Here is a 21,320-nt window from a genome sequence, read left to right on the forward strand (position 1 = left end):
ATTTTAACTAGAATAAGGTTCACCAAATAAAACTAAAGAACAGTTGAGATTGTTCATCACACTTTCACTCACATCACTTACTGCTAATCCAGCTACAGTACGACGACGTACAGAGCGTAGTATAATCAGGTCATAACTCTGAGCGCGTTCAATAATTGCTTTGGCAACATCATTATTACGAGTAGTTTTAATCATCACCTCGATATTTGGTTGCAGATATTCAACCATGCTTTTGAGTTGAGTTTTAAAAGATTTTAATTCTTCCTTGGAAGTTTTACGGTCACTAACATGAAACAAAGTAATCGCGGATTGATTTGCTTCTGCAAAAATTTGAGCAAAACGAATAACTCGTAAAGTTTCAGAGGTAATATTTTTAACAGGAACTAAAATTTGTTGGATATTAGTTGGTTGAGTTAACAACCGCATTACAGCCACAGGACAATGGGAACACCAAAAGACACTATCAATCACATTACCAAACAAACGTGAAAGATTTGGTCCTAATAGTCTTGAGCGCAAACGATTGGTTTGACTCCAACCCATGATAATTAAACTGGCGTTATGTTCTCTAGCAGTGCGGGTAATACCCTGAACAATATCATCATCAATCCTAATCACTGGTTTTCCTGGAATTTTAAAGTCTTCAGTAACAGTTAAAGCATTTTTTAATAATTGGCGACTGTGTTGAATAGCTTTGGTTAAATCAGGATCGTCCATATTAACCTGTGCTTTAGCGATCGAAACAGGAATAACTATTCCTGATTCATGGCGAGCAATTAAAGCACCCATTTCAATCAAATATCTCTCTGTTTGAGGATTAGCAACTGGTACAACCACTCGAAATAGAGGAGAAGGAGAGGTGTCATTAAGATTAAGAGTTTGTTCTGCTTGAGATGTTTGAGAAGCTAAAAATTGATTTGTCTGAGGACTCAATTGAGCAGCAACATCGGGAGATAAAAACCCTGAATCAACCACAGGATTAGAATTATCCAGGTCTAAATTGAGAACAAAATCTTGATTAGCTAAATTATTATTGGCAACGGTTAGTTTACGAGCAAATTTATCCGTTAAAATTGGACCCAAAATAGACGTAACCAGCATTAAAACAATTACTGTATTAAAAACTGATTGACTAATTACTCCAGCATTTAAACCGACTAAAGCAGCAGCTAAAGTAGCAGCTACCTGGGGTAAAGATAAAGACCACATGGTAATTGTTTCATCCCAACTGTAGTGATACAGTAACTTCACTACAAATGCAGCCAAAAATTTACTTAGAATGAGTCCACCAACAATGGCAAGGGTTAAGGGAAGCTCTGAACTAAGAGTTTTGATAAAGCCACTAATATCAAGTAATAAACCCATTCCCACAAAAAAACAAGGAATAAATAAGGTACTACCGACAAATTCAACTTTTTCTTTAACCTGACTTTTTCCAACTACATCATTTACTGCTAATCCTGCTAAAAATGCACCGACAATATTTTCTACATCAATAATTTGCGCTCCAACCGCAGCTAAAAATACTGCTAAGAGAATAAATAAAAATTGATTACTTTCTTGATTTCCTGTGCGACGAAAATACTCTTTACCCGCCCAATCAAAACCAAATAAAACTATTGCACTATAAATTCCTAGGGTAACTAACTGAATTACTAAACTTAGGGGAGTAAATTCTCCTGCATTAATTGAGATACAGATAGCTAAAACTAATAAGGCAGAAATATCAGTAAAAATTGTCGCCCCAATTGTAACTGTAACTGCCTGATTATTGACTATTCCTAAACGATTGACAATCGGATAAGCCAACAGAGTATGGGAAGCTAGCAAAGAACCGATGAGAACTGAAGCATTTAAATTCATCCCAAATAACAGTCCGATTAGCGTACCACAAGTTAAAGGGATTATAAAAGTAGCAAATCCAAATCCTAGCGAACGATTTTTAGTTTTACGAAAATCAGCTAAATCTATTTCTAAGCCTGCGACGAACATCAAATAAATTTTGCCGATATCTGATAGCAACTTAATTGTTTCGCTTTTAGGATCTAGTAATCCCAATCCATCAGAACCAAGAATAACCCCAGCAAACAACAATCCTACTAATCCGGGAAGTCGCAATTTTTCAAAGATTGGTGGTAGAGTCAGAATGACTAACAGTAGCAGGGTAAAAGAAACTATCGGACTAGTAATAAATTGGGCAAAGTTTTGTTCCATAGTGGCTCATAGGAAATAACCATCCTCAATATATGGGATAATTACTCTAAATCTTCCTTTCTAAAGAAGGATTTAGTTTCTACGAAAACTAATATAATTGAACTAATAGTTGAGCCTAGTTACTAGTTATGCGATCGCAATTGGAGGAAATAAACTGATAACTAGATCAAGATTAAGTAGCAAAACTAAGGATTACAGTATAAACAATAACCAGGCTCTGCAAATTTTTTACCCTGGGGATATATTCTAGTTTCTTGAAATTGGCATTTTTGACATTGATGTATTTCAGCCAAAATTAAGTTAGTCGGAAAATGACACCAAGCACAAGGTAAACCTTGCTTTTGTTCAATCTGATCAAATCCAGGACAACCACATTGAGGGCATAATTGAGCAATTTTTTGAATTAAATTAAGGGTCGCTTGTTTAATTACTTGCATTCGAGTAGGATTGCACATAGCTCGTAAATCTGTTTCTAGATAGACTGTGTCTTGAGCATTTTTTTGTAAGAGGAAATCAACTATTTCGATTAATGTTTTTGGTTGATTGATTCCTTTGAAAATTTCTTCCTGTCTGTTAGTATCGGGGTCAGACATTACTACTAAACTATGCTCAGGAAAACCAATCTGTTGAGCAAATTCTAAAGCTTCTGCACTATTTTTTACGTAGCGATGATTATAATTAGTTTCTGTAGATAATTGTTCTCCTACTATTTCCAGATTATTAACTCGGTCTAATAATAAAACTAATTCGCGATCGCAAGCAAGAAAAGGCAAATGAGGATGGGGAAAAAATGCTCCTTCACTAGCTAAAGCTAAAGTTTCTCCTGTTAATTCTAAAACCACTTCTGCTTTACGACGGGCTGCTGCCAATTGATTACCCACTCTAGGAATATCTCTAGTAAATGTTCCAAAGCGATCGCTATTAAAGTTTTCTGGTACAATGACTTTGACTCCAAATTCTTGAGCAAAAAGAGGAGCAATTACTTGTTCTTTTTGATGCATAGTTGCTAAAACAGCAGTACGATTCATCAACCAAGAATGATCTTTAGTTTGGTGATTCATGCAAGCATCCTTTGATTACCAATAATAAAAACTAAAGCGAGTAACTATCAGTAATCAAGTTAGATAGTACTCGCTATTTCAAGATAATTAAAACGCTCTCAGCATTCACAAAAAGAGGCAAGATTGACAATTAAGACTCTGCTAAATCTGCTTGTTCGATAGCTTCTTCATCTCCTTTAAAAGCCCAACGTAATAAAGGTGGAGCTAAAAAGGTAGTTAAAATTACCATAATAATAATGGCAGCTTCCAAAGGTTTACTCAGCACGCCACTAGCTGAACCAATTCCAGCAAAAACTAATCCTACTTCACCCCGAGGAATCATTCCTATCCCAATGGCTAAACGATTAATTTGCGGTTGATTAAAGACTGCCCAACCAGTGATCACTTTACCAATAATTGCCACTACAATTAAAAAAGCAGCAATAACTAACCCTTCACGATTTTCAGCAATTGCAGGATTGAGGACTCCTAAATCTGCTTTCGCACCGACGGTAACAAAGAAAATTGGCACTAAAATATCAGCAATAGGAATTACCTGTTGATCCAATTCTTTGCGTTTATCAGTTTCATCTAGAACTAAACCCGCAGCAAAAGCACCTAAAATAGCTTCCAAATGAATGGCATTAGCGATAAATGCCATTGAAAAAGCAAAAACAAGCGCAGGAATAACTAAATTACCTCTAGTTTGTAGTTTATCCGCGATCGCAATAAAACTTTTATTAAAAAACTTACCTAAAAAGATAGCACCAAGAAGAAAGACTGTAGCACTAACAATTAAATAAACTACATTGAGAAAATCTATTTCCCCTGTTTTTGCCAAACTAGCAACTACCGCTAAAACGATAATACCAAGAACGTCATCAATTACCGCAGCACCAACAATAATTTGACCTTCTTTAGATTTAAGATGACCTAATTCCGAAAGTACTTTGGAAGTAATACCAATACTGGTAGCAGTTAAAGCAGCACCTGCAAAAATAGCGGGAATGGCAGGCATCCCAAAAATTAACATTAAACCAATCGTACCAGCAGCAAAAGGAACAGCAACTCCTACCACAGCAACAATAGCTGCTTGATAACCAACTTTTTGTAATTCTCTTAAATCTGACTCTAAACCAATTTCAAATAAAAGAATAATTACCCCAAGTTCGGCTAAAACTGAAATAACTTCACTTTGGGCAGCAAAAACACTCTCTGCACTTTCAGGATTTAAACCACCAATCCCTTGTAAAATGGTCATTAAGACAGAATCACTAGCTGCTGCACCTGTTTCAGGAAAGACAATTAAATGAAAAGCAGAAACCCCGACAATTACACCACCGACTAATTCTCCTAGTACCGGAGGTAAATCAAAATACCGAGAAATTTCTCCTCCTAGTTTACTAGCTAGATAAATTACCACCAAACTGAGTAAAACTGAGGTTAAAACCATCGTCGCATCAGCAGATTCGGTTGCAGTTGCCAGAATTGGAGTTGGTAAAATATTGGTTAAAGCAGCAAATTCATTAACTATTAAATTAATCATCATAAATTTATTTTGGTTAATGGCAAACAAAAGTAGAGTGGGCAAAATTAGTTTTTGAGTATGCTATTGGTTTGCCCACCTTATTTAAAAGGCATAAATTTAGATCGCAGGATCGAGATTAGTAGGATAATCGCCAGTAGCATTAAAACCAGCTTCAACTACATTGCCACCAGTTAAAGTAACAGCTTGTTGTAGTGCTTCAAGACGATTAGGAATAAAGTTTTGGGCAGGAACAAATCTTTGAATACCTAAACGTTCTAAGCGAGTCATTACTTTTTGAGTTGCACCGACCACAAAAACATGAAGTCCTTTATCCGCAGCATCTTGAATGGCATTCTCAATCGCTAAAGCAGCAGTTACACCCACCATTGGCACATCACTTAAATCCATAATCAAAGCATCCGCATCAGGCATAGCTGAGTGTTCACGAGCAATAGCTTTTGCAACGCCAAAGATCATTGGCCCGCTGAGATAAAAGAGGAGAACACGACCATTAGCACGGTCTAGTAATCGTTTTTCTTCAGGAGTCAGATTAATATCATCATCAGCATCACTAATAGTCTTAACTTCTTGAGAGCGAAGCTCAGAAAGACGATCAATGGTTAAAATATTAGCAATAAAGACCCCAACACCAACTGCAACAATCAAATCAACAAAAACAGTTAGAAATAACACACCGTACATAATCAAAGTACCTTTAACTGATACTTTGTGAGAACGTTTGAGGAAACTCCAGTCGAGAATATCTAACCCCACTTTGAGAGCAATACCTGCTAATACTGCCATGGGAATTGGTTCGGTTAGGTTAGCAGCACCCAAAACAACTACTAATAAAATTAAGGCACGAGTAATACCAGATAAAGCGGAAGTAGCACCAGTCTGAATATTAACTACTGTACCCATCGTTGCACCAGCACCAGGTAATCCTCCACAGATACCAGAAACTAAGTTACCAATACCTTGCCCAATTAATTCTTTATTCGATTTATGTTCAGTACGAGTTAAACTATCAGCAATTACTGCGGTGAGTAAGGTATCAATACATCCCAACATTCCTAACACAATTGCATCAACAAAAATAAGTGTTAGTTGAGCAGGAGTAAAAACGGGCATCTGGAATTGTGGTAATCCCATTGGGATTTCGCCAATTCTTCTAATCTCTGCATTACCAAAGAAAACAAGGGAAACTACTGTCCCAATAATCAAAGCTACTAATTGAGGTGGAGCATAGCGTTTGAATTTCGATGGCATTAAGAAAATAATTGCCAGGGTTAAAATTCCTAAAATAGCTTCTATGGGATTAATATTGGAAAGCAGTTCGGGTATTGCTTGAACTGTACCTAATACCCCACCTTTTGGACTAGGTTGTCCGACAAAAGGAGCAATCTGAAGAATAACTAGAATCACTCCAATCCCAGACATAAAGCCAGAGATAACACTATAGGGCATCAGAGTGATGTATTTACCCAGTCTAAAGAAACCAAACAGAATTTGAAAAATCCCTGCTAACATAACAACGGTGAATGCCATCGCCATGCCATTTTCAGGATCAGAAGCTGTTAGCTTGGCAATTACCGCAGTCATGACTACAGTCATTGGTCCGGTCGGCTCAGAAATTAATGTCGGTGTACCGCCAAATAAAGCAGCAAAAAAGCCAACACAGACTGCACCCCATAAACCTGCTACTGGGCCAGCCCCAGAGGCAACCCCGAAGGCGAGAGCTAGGGGTAAGGAGACAACTGCGGTAGTTAAACCACCAAATAGATCTCCTCGTAAATTTCTAAAATTAATTTTGTTGGTTATGTTCATTGTCTCTAATTGATTTTGCTTTGGAAAATCTGAAAGATGAAATAAAAAGCTGGGATTGCAGTTTGCAGAGACGAAATACTTTGAAGACTGCCAGACGCGATCGCGCTAAAAATGAGCGAAATAATTAAAAGATAATTAAAGATTAAAACTTTTTGTGTATCAGTAACTATGCAATTTGCTCTAAAAAACTTGTCATTTTCATAGAAGAAGACAAATAGCTGAGAAACAGCCAAATGAAATTTTAAGCTCTAGAGTAAAGTAAACAAGTCACTGATATAGAAAGCGAGCAAATTAAGGCAGCAATCAGTTTCTTTGATTAAGATTTTTTTGCATAAAAACCCCTATTAACTTGATTTAGTTAATCCAAATTCAAATTTATGATTCAATTTTTTTTCTCTACTTACCGTTTTTAGTGGCAACGGCAAAAACAAAGAAAATCTAAAATTGATATTTTTCTATTTTTTTTCAAAACTCATAGTAATTAGTCTATATTAAAATCGCCAAAAAACAAATTTTAATAATTAACTTTTGTTAATTATCGATAAAATTTTTACTTATCAAATTTTGGGACGTGGTGAATTACGAATAAAGAGGACAAGATATGAACCGTAGAGATAATTTATGAATTATCCCTATAGAAAAATCTGATGTTATGACCAAATAACGTGGTGCTATATCACTACAAACTAAGGTTTTGATTGCGGATTTTGAGACGATTGTTGTTTAACAGCTTCGAGTAGTGCTTTAAGTTCTGGTTCTTGAGGATACAATTGAACTAGTTTTTCTAAAGGTTCAATAGCTCCTGGTAAATCTTGGAGAGCTAGACGAGCTTGGACTAATCCCTGTAACGCTGTTGGATTATTTGGTTCTCTAGCTAAAACTTTTTCGTAACCACGAATTTGTGCCTGTAATTGTTCTTCATTGGAAGGAGTTGTTGCTGTAGAGGCAGGAGGTTGGGAATCGTTACTAAAAATACTACCAACTAACATAAATGCAGTTGAGCCAATAAAAGCTAAACCAAACAGTAAAACTAAAACTCTTTGTAGCGTTTTTCGATTCATTGAACAGTCTTTAAACCCCAGGTATAAAAAGCAAGTACACCACTACCAAATCCTAACAAACATAAAATAACCAGAATCATAGTGGCTCGCGATCTACTATAACCTGCTGTTTGTAAATCCAGTTTAACTAATATTCCCGCAGCTAATAAGATAAAAAATTCGGCAAAAACTTCTAGCCATTGAACAATTAAGGCAAAAGCTAAAGCTCCGATAAATATTGAGAGAAAAGCTCTTGCTTCCGATTGCAGCCAACTATTGAGACTTACAGTCATCAAAGCAATTGGAGCAGTAAAAGCTATAGAAATTAATAAAATCCAAAAGATTCCTAACCCGTAAAGAAGAGAAGCGATTAGATCTTTTTCTAATACCCAATAAAATAAATTACCATGTTCAATTAAAACTACTGCCCAACGAGCATAAAGCCAACCGTAAGTAGCATAAGTAACAAGTAAAAGCGTTGTAGATAACCAAGAAACTTTTTTGAGCCTAAGCATTCATCATTAAAAGCTGGTAATTGGTAATTGATAATTGATAATTAAGGTGTAAGTTGCCCTGATTACCTATTACCCCTTACCTCTTACCGATAAGATTGTTTTTAAAACAAATCGCTGTAAAGTTCCCGAAAACTAGGACATAGCTTGGATAATGTAATCAAAGTATGGAGCAGCTTCTTTGGCATCTTCGTTAGTGAGAAGAGCTAAAGCAGCATCTTTCAAACAGCGAATTGCATCAACCATTCCAGGGACAGGAACGTTTAGGGAGTTATACATTTCTCTGACACCAATTAAACCAGTGTTTTCAATTGGTTCTTTATCTCCTGAAAGTACTCCATAGGTAACTAACCTTAAATACCAGCCAAAATCACGAATACACTGATTGTATTGCTTTTGACCGTAGGAATTACCGCCTGGAGATCTGTATTCAGGATGAATTCTGAATAACTCTTTACTGGCTTTATCAACAATTTTCTTTTCGCTTTCTGCTAAAGTTTCAGCAATGCGTACTCGTTGTTCACCAGTTGTTAAAAATTTTTTAATTCCTTCTAGTTCTCCGCTACTGGGATAGCGGAGTTCATCGTCGGCTTTGAGTATAACTTGACTAACTACGCTCATGATATTGCGATCAATTTAATTAACTTCAATAATCTTAGTATGTTAGCGACGGGCAATTCGTAAAAATATCTTGCCATTCGGCAGCAGATAAAGGTTGCTCGATCAAATTAATTTTAAAACACTGGCTAGCTGCTTTGGTCAAGACTTCTGAAATCTTAGCAGTAGAAAAATTAACTGAGTTGGGTAGTAAGTTTTTGATTGGTTGAGGGGCTGGTTGAGCAAAGACTTGAGTGTATAATTCTGGTTCGGTCGCGATCGCCATTGAACCATGTTGTAAAATAGCTTTACCTTGGCGTAGTTGCGCGCTACCAATTACTTTAGCTCCTGTTGCAGTAATTAAGTCTGCACTCGTTGCTGTGGCAAAACAATTATCTTGATCACGATAAGAACTAGTATCTTTACCATAAGATAAATGCAGTCCAAGCGATCGCCATCCTGTCATTAAAAACTGACAAATTTGTTGATAAACTTCTAATCTTTTCCCTCGCTCAAAAGAAGCAATAACTGCATAAGTCAGATCTCCTTGATGTAATACTGCCCTGCCTCCAGTCGGACGACGAACTATTTGCAAAGGTTTTCCTTGCCAAGTTAGCTCGTGCCAAAACGAAGGATAATCTTTTTGATGATAGCCTACAGAAATGGTTGCTTCAGACCATGTATAAAATCGTAAAGTAGGCGGATGTTGTTTTTGTTTGTGTTGTTGAAGTAACCAAAGATCTATTGCCATTTGAACTTCCCCAGAGGCTGACATTAAAGGAAGTAAACGCCAAACTTGTTCATTCATCAAGGAGGATCACTGCTAACTAATTCATGCCAAATTCTGCTTGTAAAGCTTCATCATTATCATCTGCAATTGTGGCAACCAAAGTAATAACTCGCGAAATTTCACTGGGGTAAAGATCTGTCAAAGTTCTTTGGGCGGATACGACTACTCGATTTTCCACAATACTAAAACAAGTTTCAAAAGTTCCTGCCCAATTCATTTCTAGCAATTTACGCATCAACTTTGTTTCATCTTTAGCAGGTAATTGCAGTACACTTGCCCAAACTGTTAGCAAGTCGTCTTCTGTTTCTCCTGTCAACTGAACAAATACTTCAACACTACCGTACTGAAATTTCCATAAAATGCCTTCGTCGCTATGATTCACCATAGCAGTATCTTCTTGATCTAAGCTGGAAATAACGGTTTCGATTACTTCTTGATGGCTAGATTGATTTTCCATGAATTCATCAATCAATTGATTGTTACCTAGGTCTAGATTTGCAACTTGATTACTCATAGCAATTTAATTTGATTAGTTAGATTTTGACATCACTTTGTTGATCGATTAATCTTCCTTCTGGTGGAAAATTATTTAGGGATGAAGAAACTTGTTTTTACCACGTAAATCTAGCATTTAGTTCCACAAGATCATGATTTTTTCGCCATTAATTTTAACTTTAGTTTGTCAAGAGAATAATTTGTAGCCTAAAGTTTAACCGCAAATTGGTTTTAAGAATTTCTTCTGGTTTTTAAGCTTAATTTTCTTAATAAAAATTTTTGTAGTTACTATACTAATTATGTACTTATGTTTATTTCCCATTACTTGCTTACAAGCCCATGAAAGTTAATTATCCAAAAAAACTCCAGAATTCTCTAAGTGCGCGGGATATTCTCAAACAAGTGATCAGCGATCGCGAAATTCACATGATCACTCTTAATCGCTATCGATTCAATGAACAGCATAGCTGTAAAGATTTGACTGATGTAATTGAAAAACTTAATGGTAAACCCAAAGAATTAGTGAGGGATTTATCTCATCATGTTGCCGATGAAGCTCGTCATGCGGTTTGGCTTACAGACTTATTGGTAGAATTAGGTGCAGATATTGGTACTCCCCCAGGAGTGTCTTATATTGGGGAGTTTGAAAGATTATTAGACCAAGATAGTTTTCAAACCGAAGAGCAACGAGAAGATGCCATTATTGCTGCTTTAACGGCGATTAACGTTACGGAAAAACGTGGTTGTGAATATTTCTCTGCTCATATCAACGCTTTAAAAGAAGCACCTCAACAGCGTGATTCTTCAAAGCGAGGAAACCTCGCCGAATCTAACGCTCAAACCGAAGAAAATATTAAAATTCGGGAAACTCTTGAGAAAATCTTTCCTGAAGAAGCCGGTCATGTTCGTTGGGGTAATCGCTGGTTAGCTCAAATTGCCAAACAAAGTCCCAAACATCGTCAGAAGGTAGAACAAGCCAAACAAAAATATGCAGCCATAGAACAAGCAGCCTATGAATCAGGAATGGATATTATGGCTGGTGCAGAGTTACGTCGTTTGAACCATCTGTTAGAAATTACTAAGACAATGCCCTTGTGGGAACGTCCTCAGTATCTGATCGAAAGGTTACCTGAAACTCTACTCGCCCCAGAATTACAATTTACTCGGATTGAAGCTGCTAAAAGAGCATGGCAAAGAGATCCTCAAGCTTTTATGGAAAAATTTGTTCCTATGTTCTTAAATGGCTTCAATAGTTTACAAAAACAACAGAAACAAGCAACCAAAGCATAAATAATCAACTTTTTGCTTCATTATGCTTGAATAAAGTCAGCGCCTGCGCTGACTGCATCTGGGCAGTCAAGACTTGCTCGGAGATATAGTTGTTTTAAATAAGAATGAAACATTTTTTCGGCTGAAAGCCTTTCATAGCAAGAAGAGATTGTCTCACTCTAAATTGAAATGACTATACTTTTGTGCTGAGCCAGTTTCTCCGTAATTTTACTAGTCTTATTCGATTTTGTTTATTTTCATTTACATTTGTTTAAGGCAAAAAGTTTTCATCAAGAATATCTGAAATACTCCACGGACAAGCAATAGGTAAATCGTGTAGGTCTGATTTTAAAGCAGCTTGTTTTCTTGCTTGCTGATAAACTTTATCTAAGCGGGAATAAGCGTGATTGTAGAGAGTTTTAGATTCGAGTAGGTTGGCTAATTCTGCACGGAAATTAATAATTTCTATTTCCCAACCTTTTCCTGAATAAACTTTTTCAGAAGTCCAGTAAGCATATAATAGTAAATGTTTTAAAAGTTGACGTAAATAGCTTTCTGTTTTTCTTCTTTGCTCATTGCCCAATGCTACTATTTCCTCTAAAAGATTTTCCCAATCGATTTGTTGAGTTTTTTTTTGTTTAATCTGTTCTGCAAGAAGATCGAGCCAAGCAACATAATCTTGTTTATATAAATTTAACTTAGTATCTATAGGTACGTTCATACTCTTTAGCTATCGATGTTTCAATTTCTGAAAAGGTTTTAGTAGGTTATAATTTGGCATAAGTAGCCTACTTATATTAAACATCAAAGACAATTTTCTTTAATTACTTCTATTTTTGAAAATCTCTACATTGCTTAACTTATAACTTGTTCGACAGGTAAATCGGTTACTATTTTCTTGTATTTTATGGTAGTAGTTATGATTGGTCAAAATCATGAACATTCTCATGCTTTCTTCAACCTTTCCTTATCCACCCACTAAGGGAAGGAAGCAGTTACGAACATTTCATTTGTTAAAACAGCTTAGTAAGAATAACTCAGTCACTCTTGTAAGTCAACCAGCAGAAGACGTTGCTGAAGAAGAGATTGAATATTTAGAAGAACAAGTAGAACAATTAGTAACTTTTTCTCCCCCAACCGCTTCAGATAATTTGGGAATTCTTGACAAAGCTAAAAGATTAGGAACATTTATTCAACAGGGAATTGCACCTCAAATTCTCGATAAATATTCTCCTATCATTCAAGAATGGCTCGATCATGCCTTTGCAAATGGACAATTTGATGTAATTTCTTGTCAAGATAGCAATGATGAAATTTATATTCGTCCTCAATGGCGAGAACAAAAAGGAATAGTTTTAGATCTTCATATTTCCGAATCTGGTAAATATAAACAACAGTTAGACCCCAAAACTCCAGAAAAAGATCAATTTAATTTGGGATGGCTCAGACGCTACGAACAGAATTATTTAGAAAAATTTAGTGCTATTGTTACTCTTACTTCTATAGATCGTCGTCTGCTTAAAGAATTAAATCCAGAAAGCCAAATCTTTGTTATTCCCAATGGAGTCAATTTAACTCATTTTTCTCGTCGTATTACTAATCAAGGTGGACAAAGACTTGTTTTCTTCGGTAAGATGGATAATGCTGCCAATATCGATGCAGCTTGTTTTCTCGCTTCAGAAATTTTTCCTGCCATTCGCCAACGCTATCCCGAAGCTACTTTAGAATTGGTTGGGGCAAATCCTTCCCGAGAAGTCTTGGCATTAGATTCACTAGCAGGAGTTAGGGTTACAGGAGAAGTAACTTCTGTATTGGAATATTTACATTGGGCTACAGTTTGTGTAATTCCTATTCGTAAAAGAATTGGTTTGACAAATCGTACTTTAGAAGCAATGGCAGCAGGAGTTCCTGTTGTTGGAAGCGATCGCGCTTTGGCTGGATTAGAAGTTGATGGTTCAAATGTACTACTTAGGGCAATGCGGGCAAATACAGTGGAAGAGTACGTTTATGCCATAGGTAGACTGTTTTCCGAACCAAAGTTACGAGAAAAACTATCAGAAAACGGGCGGTTTTTAGTAGAGAGCGAATACACTTGGGAAAAGGTAGGTCAAAAATACGAACAAGTATTATTTGAGGCTTGCCAGCAATCAACCTAAGTGTTATTAAATTAATTTTTATGTCACAAATAGCTGCCATTATTTGTACTCATAATCGAGACCGATATTTGGGGGCTGCTATTGATAGCTTGCTACAACAAAATTATCCAGATTATGAAGTAATTGTCGTTGATAATGCTAGTAGCGATCGCACTGCGGAAGTGGTTCACTCTCGTTTGCCTCATCCTCGTCTTAAATATATTTATGAACCAGTATTGGGGTTATCTGTCGCCCGTAATCGAGGTGCAAAAGAGACTCAAGCGGAAATTTTGGCTTATCTGGATGATGATGCGGAAGCTTCTCCCCAGTGGTTGAGAGAAATCGTGACTGCTTATAACAATAATGACCAACTAGCGATCGCAGGAGGTAAAGTAACTCTGATTTGGCCCGAGGGAATTATACCGCCTAACTGGATTTCAGAGGAATTGGCAGGAGGTTTAGGGGCTTATGATTTAGGAAATGAAATAATTTATCTTGATAATCCCAATCTTACTCCCCGTGGTTTGAATTATTCTCTTCGTCGCAGCTTTTTAGAACAAATTGGTGGGTTCGATCCGAACTTGGGTAGGGTAGGAAAGAACTTGCTGTCTAACGAAGAATTGTTTATGACAGAGTTAGCAATTGCCAAAGGATGGCAAGTGGCATATCTTCCCAATGCGATCGCAGCCCATAACGTCTCTCCTGAAAGACTTAAACCTGGTTGGTTTCTCAGTCGCAGTTGGTGGCAGGGCATTAGTGAATGTTATCGGGAAGAAATAGCTGGTAGAACCGGACTAACACAGTTTAATCGCGGAGGAGAAAGATTGATCAGAGGATTGTACAAAACTATCAAATATTTTAGTAATCCTGCCCTTCGTTTCGATAACTTTACCTACGCTTACGGTCAAATCGGCTATTTAAAAGCAGTGGTGCAAAATATGTTGCATCTTTCTAGTTGGTCAGAAAAAAGCTAATCAACTGATTGACATCTAATTTTTTGATTAAGAAAAGGTAGGAGGCAGAAGGCAGAAGACAGAAGAAAATGCGAATTACAAAATTTAAACTCACAACAGCCTACTTAATATAGATAATTTTATGAAAAAAGCCTTAATTTGTGGAATATCAGGGCAAGATGGGGCTTATTTAGCCAAATTATTGCTAGAAAAAGGCTACGAAGTCTACGGTACTTCTAGAGACGCTCAGATTTCTTCTTTTCGCAATTTACTGCGGTTAGGAATTCGCGATCGCATTAAGTTTGAATCTCTTGTTCCTACTGATTTTCGCAGTGTGTTACAAGTAATTTCTAAAGTTAAACCCGATGAAATTTATAATCTGGCAGGACAAACTTCAGTCGGACTTTCTTTTGAACAACCAGTTGAAACTCTAGAAAGTATTGCCACAGGTACACTCAATTTTTTAGAAGCAATTCGCTTTACCCACGCACCGATCAAATTTTATAATGCTGGTTCGAGTGAATGTTTTGGAGATATTGGTGGATTTCCTGCGGATGAAAATACGCCCTTTCGTCCTAGAAGTCCCTATGCAGTAGCCAAAGCGACTGCTTTTTGGCAAGTAGCTAACTATCGCGAAGCTTACGATATATTTGCTTGTTCTGGCATTTTATTTAACCACGAATCCCCTTTAAGACCCCAACGATTTGTCACGCAAAAAATTATTGCTGCTGCTTGTAATATTGCCAAAGGCAATCAGGAAAAACTTCAATTGGGTAATATGTCAGTCAAACGAGATTGGGGTTGGGCCCCCGAATATATCGAAGCGATGTATTTAATGTTGCAACAATCACAACCCGATGATTATGTCATTGCCACAGGAATAAGTTCTTCTTTAGAAGAATTTGTAGCCGAAGCTTTTAATTGTGTTGGTTTAAATTGGCGCGATCATGTGATTACAGATACTAGTTTATTACGTCCTACCGATTTAGCGATCAGTCAGGGCAATCCTGTAAAAGCTAAAGAAAAATTAGGTTGGCAAGCAAAATATAAAATGTCCGATGTCGTCAGGATGATGGTAGAAGCTTTTTAACAGTGATCAGTTACCAGTTACCAGTTACCAGTTAATAAGGAATAGGAAATAGGGAACAAAAAAATGATGAATTAGGAACGATGAATGCAGAAATTATTTAATTCATAATTCATCCCTCATCATTCATAATTAGTTTTTTGCCTTTTGCCTTCTGCCTTTTGCCCTCTGCCTTTACCAATGACCAGTAATTAATTAATCATGAAAATATTAATGTTATCTGCGACCTTTCCTTATCCCCCAACTAAAGGAGGTACGCATAATCGAACTTTTAACCTATTACAACCGATCGCCCTACGTCATCAAGTTACTCTACTGACTCAACGGGCGGAAGATGTTACTGAGGAAGATATTGCAGGTTTAAGGCAGTGGGTAGATGAATTGATTATATTTCCTCGACCCCAAGCTGTTAAAGCAGGAATATTAGCTAAAATTCAACGTTTTGGACAATTTATCCTTAAAGGAACTCCACCCAATGTATTATTTCTTTATTCCCACGAAATGCAAACATGGATCGATGATGCCGTTGCAGCAGGAAAATTTGAGGCTATTACCTGTGAACATAGCGTTAATGAAATTTATATTAGACCGCAATGGCAACAGAAATTAACCACGATCATTGATATTCATAGTTCAATTTATCGTACCTGTAAAAATCAACTCGAAACCAATACCTCAGAAAATCCCAAACGCGATCGCTTGTTTTTACCTTTGTTACGTCGTTATGAACAGCAATCTATTCGTAAGTTTTCCCATGTGGTGGTAACAACAGATGAAGACGAACAACAAATGCGTCGGTTTGTACCCAATGCCCAAGTTACGGTTATTCCTAACGGAGTAGATTTAGATACTTTTCCCTATCGAGAGAAAGATCTAGGCGGATACAATTTAGTTTTTGTCGGTGGTTTGGATTATTTTGTCAATATTGATGCTGCTTGTTTCTTTGCTACCGAAGTTTTTCCCCAACTTCAACAACAATTTCCTGATGCTACTTTAACTCTAGTTGGTTCTAAACCCGCCCCAGAAGTTCAGGCTTTAACCGAACAAAATCCTGCCATTACTGTTACAGGAAGAGTCCCTTCCATTGCTCAATACCTCCACCAAGCAACTGTCGCTGTAGCCCCTCTGCGTACTGGTTTTGGCATGAAAATTAAAACACTAGAATACATGGCAGCAGGTACACCTGTAGTGGGAAGCGATCGCGGTTTGGAAGGAATTGAAGTAGATAGCGATCGCGTTCCCCTCAGAGCTTTACGAGCTAATACTATTGAGCAATATCTTCAAGCGATCGCAACTCTATTGACTAACCCTTGTTTAAGAGCCGAACTTGCTAGTAACGCTCGAACTATGATTGAACAAGAATATACTTATTTGAGTCTAGCTAATCGTTACGAAAAAATTATTACGGGTTCTTATAATTTAATTACTGACCAGAAATGATTGAACTCTAGTTAATAAATCTTTAAACTTAAACGGTTTAGTTAGGTAGTCGTTAGCTCCTTTTAATAAAACAGCATGACGAGTTCCTTCATCATTAAGAGCCGTTACCACAATAATTGGAAATTTTTGTCCTTGGGAGCGAAGTTCTTCCAGTACTTTCCAACCATCTTTTAGCGGTAGTCTTAGATCTAAAAGCAATAACTCAAAGTTACCTGTTTTTGCCATCTCTAGGGCTTGTTGACCATCTTCTGCTACAGCAGTAACAAAACCATATTTCTGCAATCCTTTTTCTAGAAAAGCAGCTAAACGCACCTCATCTTCAGCAATTAAAATGCGGTTCATGAAAAATGTTTTATCAATAGATAATTGTAATTGTTTCACGAATAAGTATAAAAGAATTTCAATTGATCAATAATGAGGAATTAGGATATTTCACATACAATTGGCTTATTTTTGATTTATTTTACTAAAACCAAATCTTTTAAGTACCTAGGCAGAATTATTTGTGAGTAAGAGGTAGAAGATAGTAGATATGAGGTAGTTCAACTTACTACTTACTACCCTCTACCTTCTGCTTTACCTCTCGTCATTTAAAAACTGCTATATATCAATAATTATCAATAAGACAAATTAAATAATCTTAAAAATTTGATGAGAATTTTTTCATCTCATATCAAGTTGTGGTCATCATTTAAAATAAATTTTCTCCGCGTCAACCTATCCCTGTTTATCCTTGTCAATCATCAGATTCAACTATTTAAGCGAACCTAATCTCAGTCAGAGACGCTAAATTTTGAGACGATATCCCATACCTCTGACAGTTTCAATTGATTGAGAACCTAATTTTTTACGCAAATAACCAACATAAACATCAACAATATTAGAACCTGGATCGTAATCGTAACCCCAGACCAAATCTAATAGTTGTTGTCTACTCATTACTTGTCCTGGATGACGAAAAAATACTTCTGCCATAGTAAATTCACGCGCAGACAGTTCGATCTCACAATTGTTTATTTGCATTTTTCGAGTACGCAGATCCAAACTGACATTACCAACTTTAAGGATCATTTCTTCTCTAACATTAGTAGGATTGTAAGTTCTTAGTCTTACTTCAATGCGTGCTAATAATTCTTCAAAACTAAAGGGTTTGGTTATGTAATCATCTGCCCCTGCGCGTAAACCAATTACTTTATCGCTAATATCATCACGAGCAGTTAAAATAATCACGGGAATGGTTAATCCTTGCCCACGTAATTCTTCAAGAACCGATAATCCATCTTTACCAGGCAAACCTAAATCGAGGATAGCTAAATCGAATTTGGTAGAAATTGCCATTGCGATCGCATTTGTGCCATCTTCTACCCAATTAGTAGTAAAACCACGAGCGCGTAGACCTTTTTCAATAAAGGTAGCAATTCTAGCTTCATCTTCAACAATTAAAATTCGATTCATTAGAACAAGTTAGTAATTATAAATATATTTTTAATTAAATTAGACTGCTCGATCTAAAACTAAGTTGCGCCCTGATTCTATAGGTAAGACAATAATAAATGTTGAACCAATTCCTAAATTACTCTCAAGACGGATATATCCACCATGAGCTTCTGCGATCGCTTTAACGATTGATAAACCTAATCCTGCACCTTCAGAACGACGACGAGCATTTGTCGCTCTAGCAAATCTTTCAAAAATACGTTTTTGGTCGTTTTTGGCAATACCTTCGCCAGTATCCCTTACCCAAAACTCAACTCTGTCTTTATTCAAAGTAGAACCTATCGCAATGAGATTTTCTGCAACTGTGTGCTGAGTAGCATTTTGAGCTAAATTCATCATTGCTTGAGTCAAACGTTGACGGTCTACTACTATTTTACCCTTGGCAATGTTATCTAAACTCCACTGACGATCTGCTAAAGTTCTAGCTTTGGTAAAAAGTTCTTCGGTAAGTAAACCCACATCTACCGTCTCCAATTGTAAAAAATCTGGACGTTCTGCTTTAGCTAATAAAACTAAATCATCTACCAAACGATTCATACGATCAAGTTCATCCAAAACCAAATGCACAGTATCCGCTTTTTCTTGAGGATCATCACCCATCAACTCCAAATGTCCGCGAATAATTGTGATTGGTGTTCGCAGTTCATGACTAGCATCATTAATAAAGTTGCGTTGAGTAGCAAATGCAGATTCTAAGCGATCCATCATGTCATTAAACGTTTTACCTAGTTCGGCAATTTCTCCTTCTCCGCGGACTGGAATTCGTTGACTAAGATCTGATTCGTTGATTAATTTAGCTGTTTTATTTAGTAAGTTGAGTGGTGCTAGAATCCTTCCTGCTGCGAACCAAGCCAGGAATAAAGCAAAAATAAGAATTAAAATTTTAACTTCGATAATGACATCTAAAGCTTCTATTGCTTCTTTTCTTTCTCCTGCTGTAGCATGAGCAACTACAAAGACGCCTAGAGTTACTTCGCTGGTTTTGATCGGTAAAGCTTGGTAGAGAATACTACCAATATTGGGATCGGAAACTTTTATTTCTCCTTCTGATTCTTCGCTCAGATTTTGCCAATATCCCATTAATTGTGAATCTGGCTGAATCGGTTTTGGTAAACCTCTAGGGCTAGACTCATAAAATTCACCATCGACTATAGTAATTAAAAAGTTATCGTCTTCTGTTACTCTCTTTTCTAAGTATTCAGCAAAAATATCGGAAATTTTGCTGGTTGGAGGGTAATTTGGTTTGAGTCTTAGATTAGGTGCAGTGGTCGATTCGAGCAACTCTTCCAGCAATACTTCTTGAAAATCTTCAACTTCGTCGCTCAAGTAATCTCTAACCCGTGCATCAACCCTTGCAAATAAACGCTGTTTAATCGTGGGAACGGCGATCGCAACAAAAAAAACCATTAAGAAGACATACCAAAACATAATCACAGTACGTGCTTCTTTTAAAACTCGTAGTTTTCTTATTTTTGTAGCGTTTAATTTCAGACTATGCCATAAGTTCAAAACACCATTTTTCACATTTAGGGTTTATTTTTAAATTTACTCACATAAACTAAAATTTACTAGCGTATAGTTAAAAACAAGTAAAAAACAAACTTAAGCTTTGACAGAGCTAATGTCGATAGTTAATTGTTGAGACCTACGGTAGTGCGCTTCGCTTATGTTAATGGTTGATTGTTCATCCCTCATAATTAGTAATTAGTAATTAGTAATTAGTAACTGTAAAAGCTAATTTAAAAATTGCCATAGTATTCTCGATACCAGTCGATAAAATGTTCCATGCCTTGAGTGATTGAGGTAGTGGGTTTAAAGTTGACATCTTTGATTAATTCATCTACATCTGCATAGGTAGAAAAAACATCGCCTGGTTGCATTGGTAAGAAATTTTTCTTAGCTGATTTACCCATAATTTGTTCAATTGTTTCAATAAATTCGCTCAATTCTACAGGGCTATGGTTGCCAAGATTATAAATTTTATAAGGAGGTTGAGTTTCTGAAGCTTGTGGGATTTTAGCTATTACTCTTACCATCGCTTCAATCACATCATCAATATAAGTAAAGTCACGCTTCATTTTGCCAAAATTATAAACATCAATAGAACGGTTTTCGGCGATCGCTTTAACAAATTTAAAATATGCCATATCTGGTCTACCCCAAGCACCGTATACTGTAAAAAAGCGCAAGCCTGTAATGGGAATTTGATAAAGATGACTGTAAGCATGAGCCATTAATTCGTTAGCTTTTTTGGTAGCAGCATAAAGAGAAATCGGGCGGTCAACATTATCGCTGACAGAAAAGGGTACTTTAGTATTAGCACCATAGACAGAACTTGAAGAAGCAAAGACTAAATGTTGAATTTGACTTTGACGACAACCTTCTAAAATATTGGTAAAGCCAACTAGGTTGCTATCGACATAAGTATGGGGATTTTCAAGAGAATATCGTACTCCTGCTTGGGCTGCTAAATGAACCACACACTCAAAATGATGTTGTTGAAACAGTTGAGCTATTAAAGAGCGACCGCTAATATCTAAATACTGAAAAGTAAATCCTGGTTGTGATAATAGTTGATTTAATCTTGCTTGTTTGAGCGCAACATCATAGTAATCGTTAAGATTATCAATTCCATAGACTTGTTTGCCCTCTGCTAAAAATCTTTGAGCTAAATGATAACCAATAAAGCCAGCTACACCAGTGATTAAGACTGTCATAATTAATTTATTTGTGGTCTAAATAGAATAGCGATCGGTAAAATTTAATGCTTGAAGTATAAGATGACTAATAAAACAAGGATAATGAAGAATGGTAATTGTTCCCGATTGTAAATTTCCAGGGACAAAATTAACCAATTCCGAGTTAGCTTCAAATTAGAGCGGTCTTTAATACTCTG

Annotated in this window: 19 protein-coding genes; 5 read left to right on the top strand and 14 right to left on the bottom strand. The window is 36.6% G+C overall.

What is annotated here, in order from left to right; all coding sequences use genetic code 11:
- Window positions 1-3 precede the first annotated feature (3 nt).
- From STA7437_RS07510 to STA7437_RS07550, 9 genes are all read right to left on the bottom strand, one after another.
- On the bottom strand, window positions 4-2,214 hold the full coding sequence (locus STA7437_RS07510) for a cation:proton antiporter domain-containing protein (protein WP_015192781.1): 2,211 nt from the start codon (window positions 2,212-2,214) through the stop codon (window positions 4-6).
- 185 nt (window positions 2,215-2,399) lie between these two features.
- Window positions 2,400-3,275, bottom strand: a complete 876-nt coding sequence (locus tag STA7437_RS07515; protein ID WP_015192782.1) for a DUF6671 family protein — start codon at window positions 3,273-3,275, stop codon at window positions 2,400-2,402.
- A gap of 130 nt (window positions 3,276-3,405) precedes the next feature.
- Entirely contained in the window at window positions 3,406-4,800 is a 1,395-nt protein-coding gene (locus STA7437_RS07520; protein WP_216087148.1) for a cation:proton antiporter, read from the bottom strand.
- Window positions 4,801-4,899: 99 nt separating this feature from the next.
- On the bottom strand, window positions 4,900-6,609 hold the full coding sequence (gene bicA, locus STA7437_RS07525) for a bicarbonate transporter BicA (RefSeq protein ID WP_015192784.1): 1,710 nt from the start codon (window positions 6,607-6,609) through the stop codon (window positions 4,900-4,902).
- Window positions 6,610-7,295: 686 nt separating this feature from the next.
- Window positions 7,296-7,670 carry a tetratricopeptide repeat protein gene (locus STA7437_RS07530; RefSeq protein ID WP_015192785.1) on the bottom strand — a complete coding sequence of 125 codons (375 nt, stop codon included), beginning with the start codon at window positions 7,668-7,670 and terminating at the stop codon, window positions 7,296-7,298.
- Window positions 7,667-8,164, bottom strand: coding sequence for a hypothetical protein (locus tag STA7437_RS07535; RefSeq protein ID WP_015192786.1), 498 nt, complete (start codon window positions 8,162-8,164; stop codon window positions 7,667-7,669). The genes STA7437_RS07530 and STA7437_RS07535 overlap by 4 nt, the downstream gene beginning before the upstream one ends.
- A gap of 132 nt (window positions 8,165-8,296) precedes the next feature.
- A complete protein-coding gene (locus STA7437_RS07540; protein WP_015192787.1) occupies window positions 8,297-8,782 on the bottom strand; it encodes an allophycocyanin subunit alpha-B in 486 nt (161 codons plus the stop codon).
- 34 nt (window positions 8,783-8,816) lie between these two features.
- Window positions 8,817-9,566, bottom strand: a complete 750-nt coding sequence (locus tag STA7437_RS07545; RefSeq protein ID WP_015192788.1) for a lipoate--protein ligase family protein — start codon at window positions 9,564-9,566, stop codon at window positions 8,817-8,819.
- A 19-nt stretch (window positions 9,567-9,585) separates the two neighbouring features.
- On the bottom strand, window positions 9,586-10,062 hold the full coding sequence (locus tag STA7437_RS07550) for a YbjN domain-containing protein (protein ID WP_015192789.1): 477 nt from the start codon (window positions 10,060-10,062) through the stop codon (window positions 9,586-9,588).
- A 320-nt stretch (window positions 10,063-10,382) separates the two neighbouring features.
- Between STA7437_RS07550 and STA7437_RS07555 the strand changes: the two genes are divergently transcribed.
- Window positions 10,383-11,333, top strand: a complete 951-nt coding sequence (locus tag STA7437_RS07555) for a ferritin-like domain-containing protein (protein ID WP_015192790.1) — start codon at window positions 10,383-10,385, stop codon at window positions 11,331-11,333.
- 250 nt (window positions 11,334-11,583) lie between these two features.
- Here the strand turns inward: STA7437_RS07555 and STA7437_RS07560 are convergent, their stop codons facing one another.
- Complete coding sequence (locus STA7437_RS07560; protein WP_015192791.1) at window positions 11,584-12,033, bottom strand: DUF29 domain-containing protein; 450 nt, start codon at window positions 12,031-12,033, stop codon at window positions 11,584-11,586.
- 214 nt (window positions 12,034-12,247) lie between these two features.
- Here STA7437_RS07560 and STA7437_RS07565 point away from each other — a divergent pair, with 214 nt between their 5' ends.
- From STA7437_RS07565 to STA7437_RS07580, 4 genes are all read left to right on the top strand, one after another.
- A complete protein-coding gene (locus STA7437_RS07565; RefSeq protein ID WP_015192792.1) occupies window positions 12,248-13,468 on the top strand; it encodes a glycosyltransferase family 4 protein in 1,221 nt (406 codons plus the stop codon).
- A 20-nt stretch (window positions 13,469-13,488) separates the two neighbouring features.
- The gene (locus STA7437_RS07570; protein ID WP_015192793.1) at window positions 13,489-14,421 is read left to right on the top strand and encodes a glycosyltransferase family 2 protein; all 933 of its coding nucleotides are present in this window, start codon (window positions 13,489-13,491) and stop codon (window positions 14,419-14,421) included.
- 121 nt (window positions 14,422-14,542) lie between these two features.
- Window positions 14,543-15,490, top strand: coding sequence for a GDP-mannose 4,6-dehydratase (locus tag STA7437_RS07575; RefSeq protein ID WP_015192794.1), 948 nt, complete (start codon window positions 14,543-14,545; stop codon window positions 15,488-15,490).
- Window positions 15,491-15,688: 198 nt separating this feature from the next.
- Window positions 15,689-16,927 (top strand): glycosyltransferase family 4 protein, encoded by a 1,239-nt coding sequence (locus STA7437_RS07580; protein ID WP_171815442.1) that lies wholly within the window; start codon window positions 15,689-15,691, stop codon window positions 16,925-16,927.
- On the opposite strand, the gene STA7437_RS07585 is transcribed toward STA7437_RS07580, so the two are convergent.
- From STA7437_RS07585 to STA7437_RS07600, 4 genes are all read right to left on the bottom strand, one after another.
- Window positions 16,907-17,269, bottom strand: coding sequence for a response regulator transcription factor (locus STA7437_RS07585; protein WP_015192796.1), 363 nt, complete (start codon window positions 17,267-17,269; stop codon window positions 16,907-16,909). The genes STA7437_RS07580 and STA7437_RS07585 overlap by 21 nt on opposite strands.
- Window positions 17,270-17,713: 444 nt before the next feature.
- Window positions 17,714-18,382 carry a response regulator transcription factor gene (locus STA7437_RS07590; RefSeq protein ID WP_015192797.1) on the bottom strand — a complete coding sequence of 223 codons (669 nt, stop codon included), beginning with the start codon at window positions 18,380-18,382 and terminating at the stop codon, window positions 17,714-17,716.
- Window positions 18,383-18,421: 39 nt separating this feature from the next.
- A complete protein-coding gene (locus STA7437_RS07595; RefSeq protein WP_015192798.1) occupies window positions 18,422-19,948 on the bottom strand; it encodes a sensor histidine kinase in 1,527 nt (508 codons plus the stop codon).
- Window positions 19,949-20,163: 215 nt separating this feature from the next.
- Window positions 20,164-21,141 carry an NAD-dependent epimerase gene (locus tag STA7437_RS07600; protein ID WP_015192799.1) on the bottom strand — a complete coding sequence of 326 codons (978 nt, stop codon included), beginning with the start codon at window positions 21,139-21,141 and terminating at the stop codon, window positions 20,164-20,166.
- Window positions 21,142-21,320: the final 179 nt, after the last annotated feature.

Source organism: Stanieria cyanosphaera PCC 7437 (genome assembly GCF_000317575.1).
Lineage (GTDB): Bacteria > Cyanobacteriota > Cyanobacteriia > Cyanobacteriales > Xenococcaceae > Stanieria > Stanieria cyanosphaera.

Excerpts from the sequence above, each read along its gene's own strand:
- STA7437_RS07510 (WP_015192781.1), bottom strand. The coding sequence starts at position 2,214 with ATGGAACAAAACTTTGCCCAATTTATTACTAGTCCGATAGTTTCTTTT.
- STA7437_RS07515 (WP_015192782.1), bottom strand. The coding sequence starts at position 3,275 with ATGAATCACCAAACTAAAGATCATTCTTGGTTGATGAATCGTACTGCT.
- STA7437_RS07520 (WP_216087148.1), bottom strand. The coding sequence starts at position 4,800 with ATGATTAATTTAATAGTTAATGAATTTGCTGCTTTAACCAATATTTTA.
- bicA (WP_015192784.1), bottom strand. The coding sequence starts at position 6,609 with ATGAACATAACCAACAAAATTAATTTTAGAAATTTACGAGGAGATCTA.
- STA7437_RS07530 (WP_015192785.1), bottom strand. The coding sequence starts at position 7,670 with ATGAATCGAAAAACGCTACAAAGAGTTTTAGTTTTACTGTTTGGTTTA.
- STA7437_RS07535 (WP_015192786.1), bottom strand. The coding sequence starts at position 8,164 with ATGCTTAGGCTCAAAAAAGTTTCTTGGTTATCTACAACGCTTTTACTT.
- STA7437_RS07540 (WP_015192787.1), bottom strand. The coding sequence starts at position 8,782 with ATGAGCGTAGTTAGTCAAGTTATACTCAAAGCCGACGATGAACTCCGC.
- STA7437_RS07545 (WP_015192788.1), bottom strand. The coding sequence starts at position 9,566 with ATGAATGAACAAGTTTGGCGTTTACTTCCTTTAATGTCAGCCTCTGGG.
- STA7437_RS07550 (WP_015192789.1), bottom strand. The coding sequence starts at position 10,062 with ATGAGTAATCAAGTTGCAAATCTAGACCTAGGTAACAATCAATTGATT.
- STA7437_RS07555 (WP_015192790.1), top strand. The coding sequence starts at position 10,383 with ATGAAAGTTAATTATCCAAAAAAACTCCAGAATTCTCTAAGTGCGCGG.
- STA7437_RS07560 (WP_015192791.1), bottom strand. The coding sequence starts at position 12,033 with ATGAACGTACCTATAGATACTAAGTTAAATTTATATAAACAAGATTAT.
- STA7437_RS07565 (WP_015192792.1), top strand. The coding sequence starts at position 12,248 with ATGAACATTCTCATGCTTTCTTCAACCTTTCCTTATCCACCCACTAAG.
- STA7437_RS07570 (WP_015192793.1), top strand. The coding sequence starts at position 13,489 with ATGTCACAAATAGCTGCCATTATTTGTACTCATAATCGAGACCGATAT.
- STA7437_RS07575 (WP_015192794.1), top strand. The coding sequence starts at position 14,543 with ATGAAAAAAGCCTTAATTTGTGGAATATCAGGGCAAGATGGGGCTTAT.
- STA7437_RS07580 (WP_171815442.1), top strand. The coding sequence starts at position 15,689 with ATGAAAATATTAATGTTATCTGCGACCTTTCCTTATCCCCCAACTAAA.
- STA7437_RS07585 (WP_015192796.1), bottom strand. The coding sequence starts at position 17,269 with ATGAACCGCATTTTAATTGCTGAAGATGAGGTGCGTTTAGCTGCTTTT.
- STA7437_RS07590 (WP_015192797.1), bottom strand. The coding sequence starts at position 18,382 with ATGAATCGAATTTTAATTGTTGAAGATGAAGCTAGAATTGCTACCTTT.
- STA7437_RS07600 (WP_015192799.1), bottom strand. The coding sequence starts at position 21,141 with ATGACAGTCTTAATCACTGGTGTAGCTGGCTTTATTGGTTATCATTTA.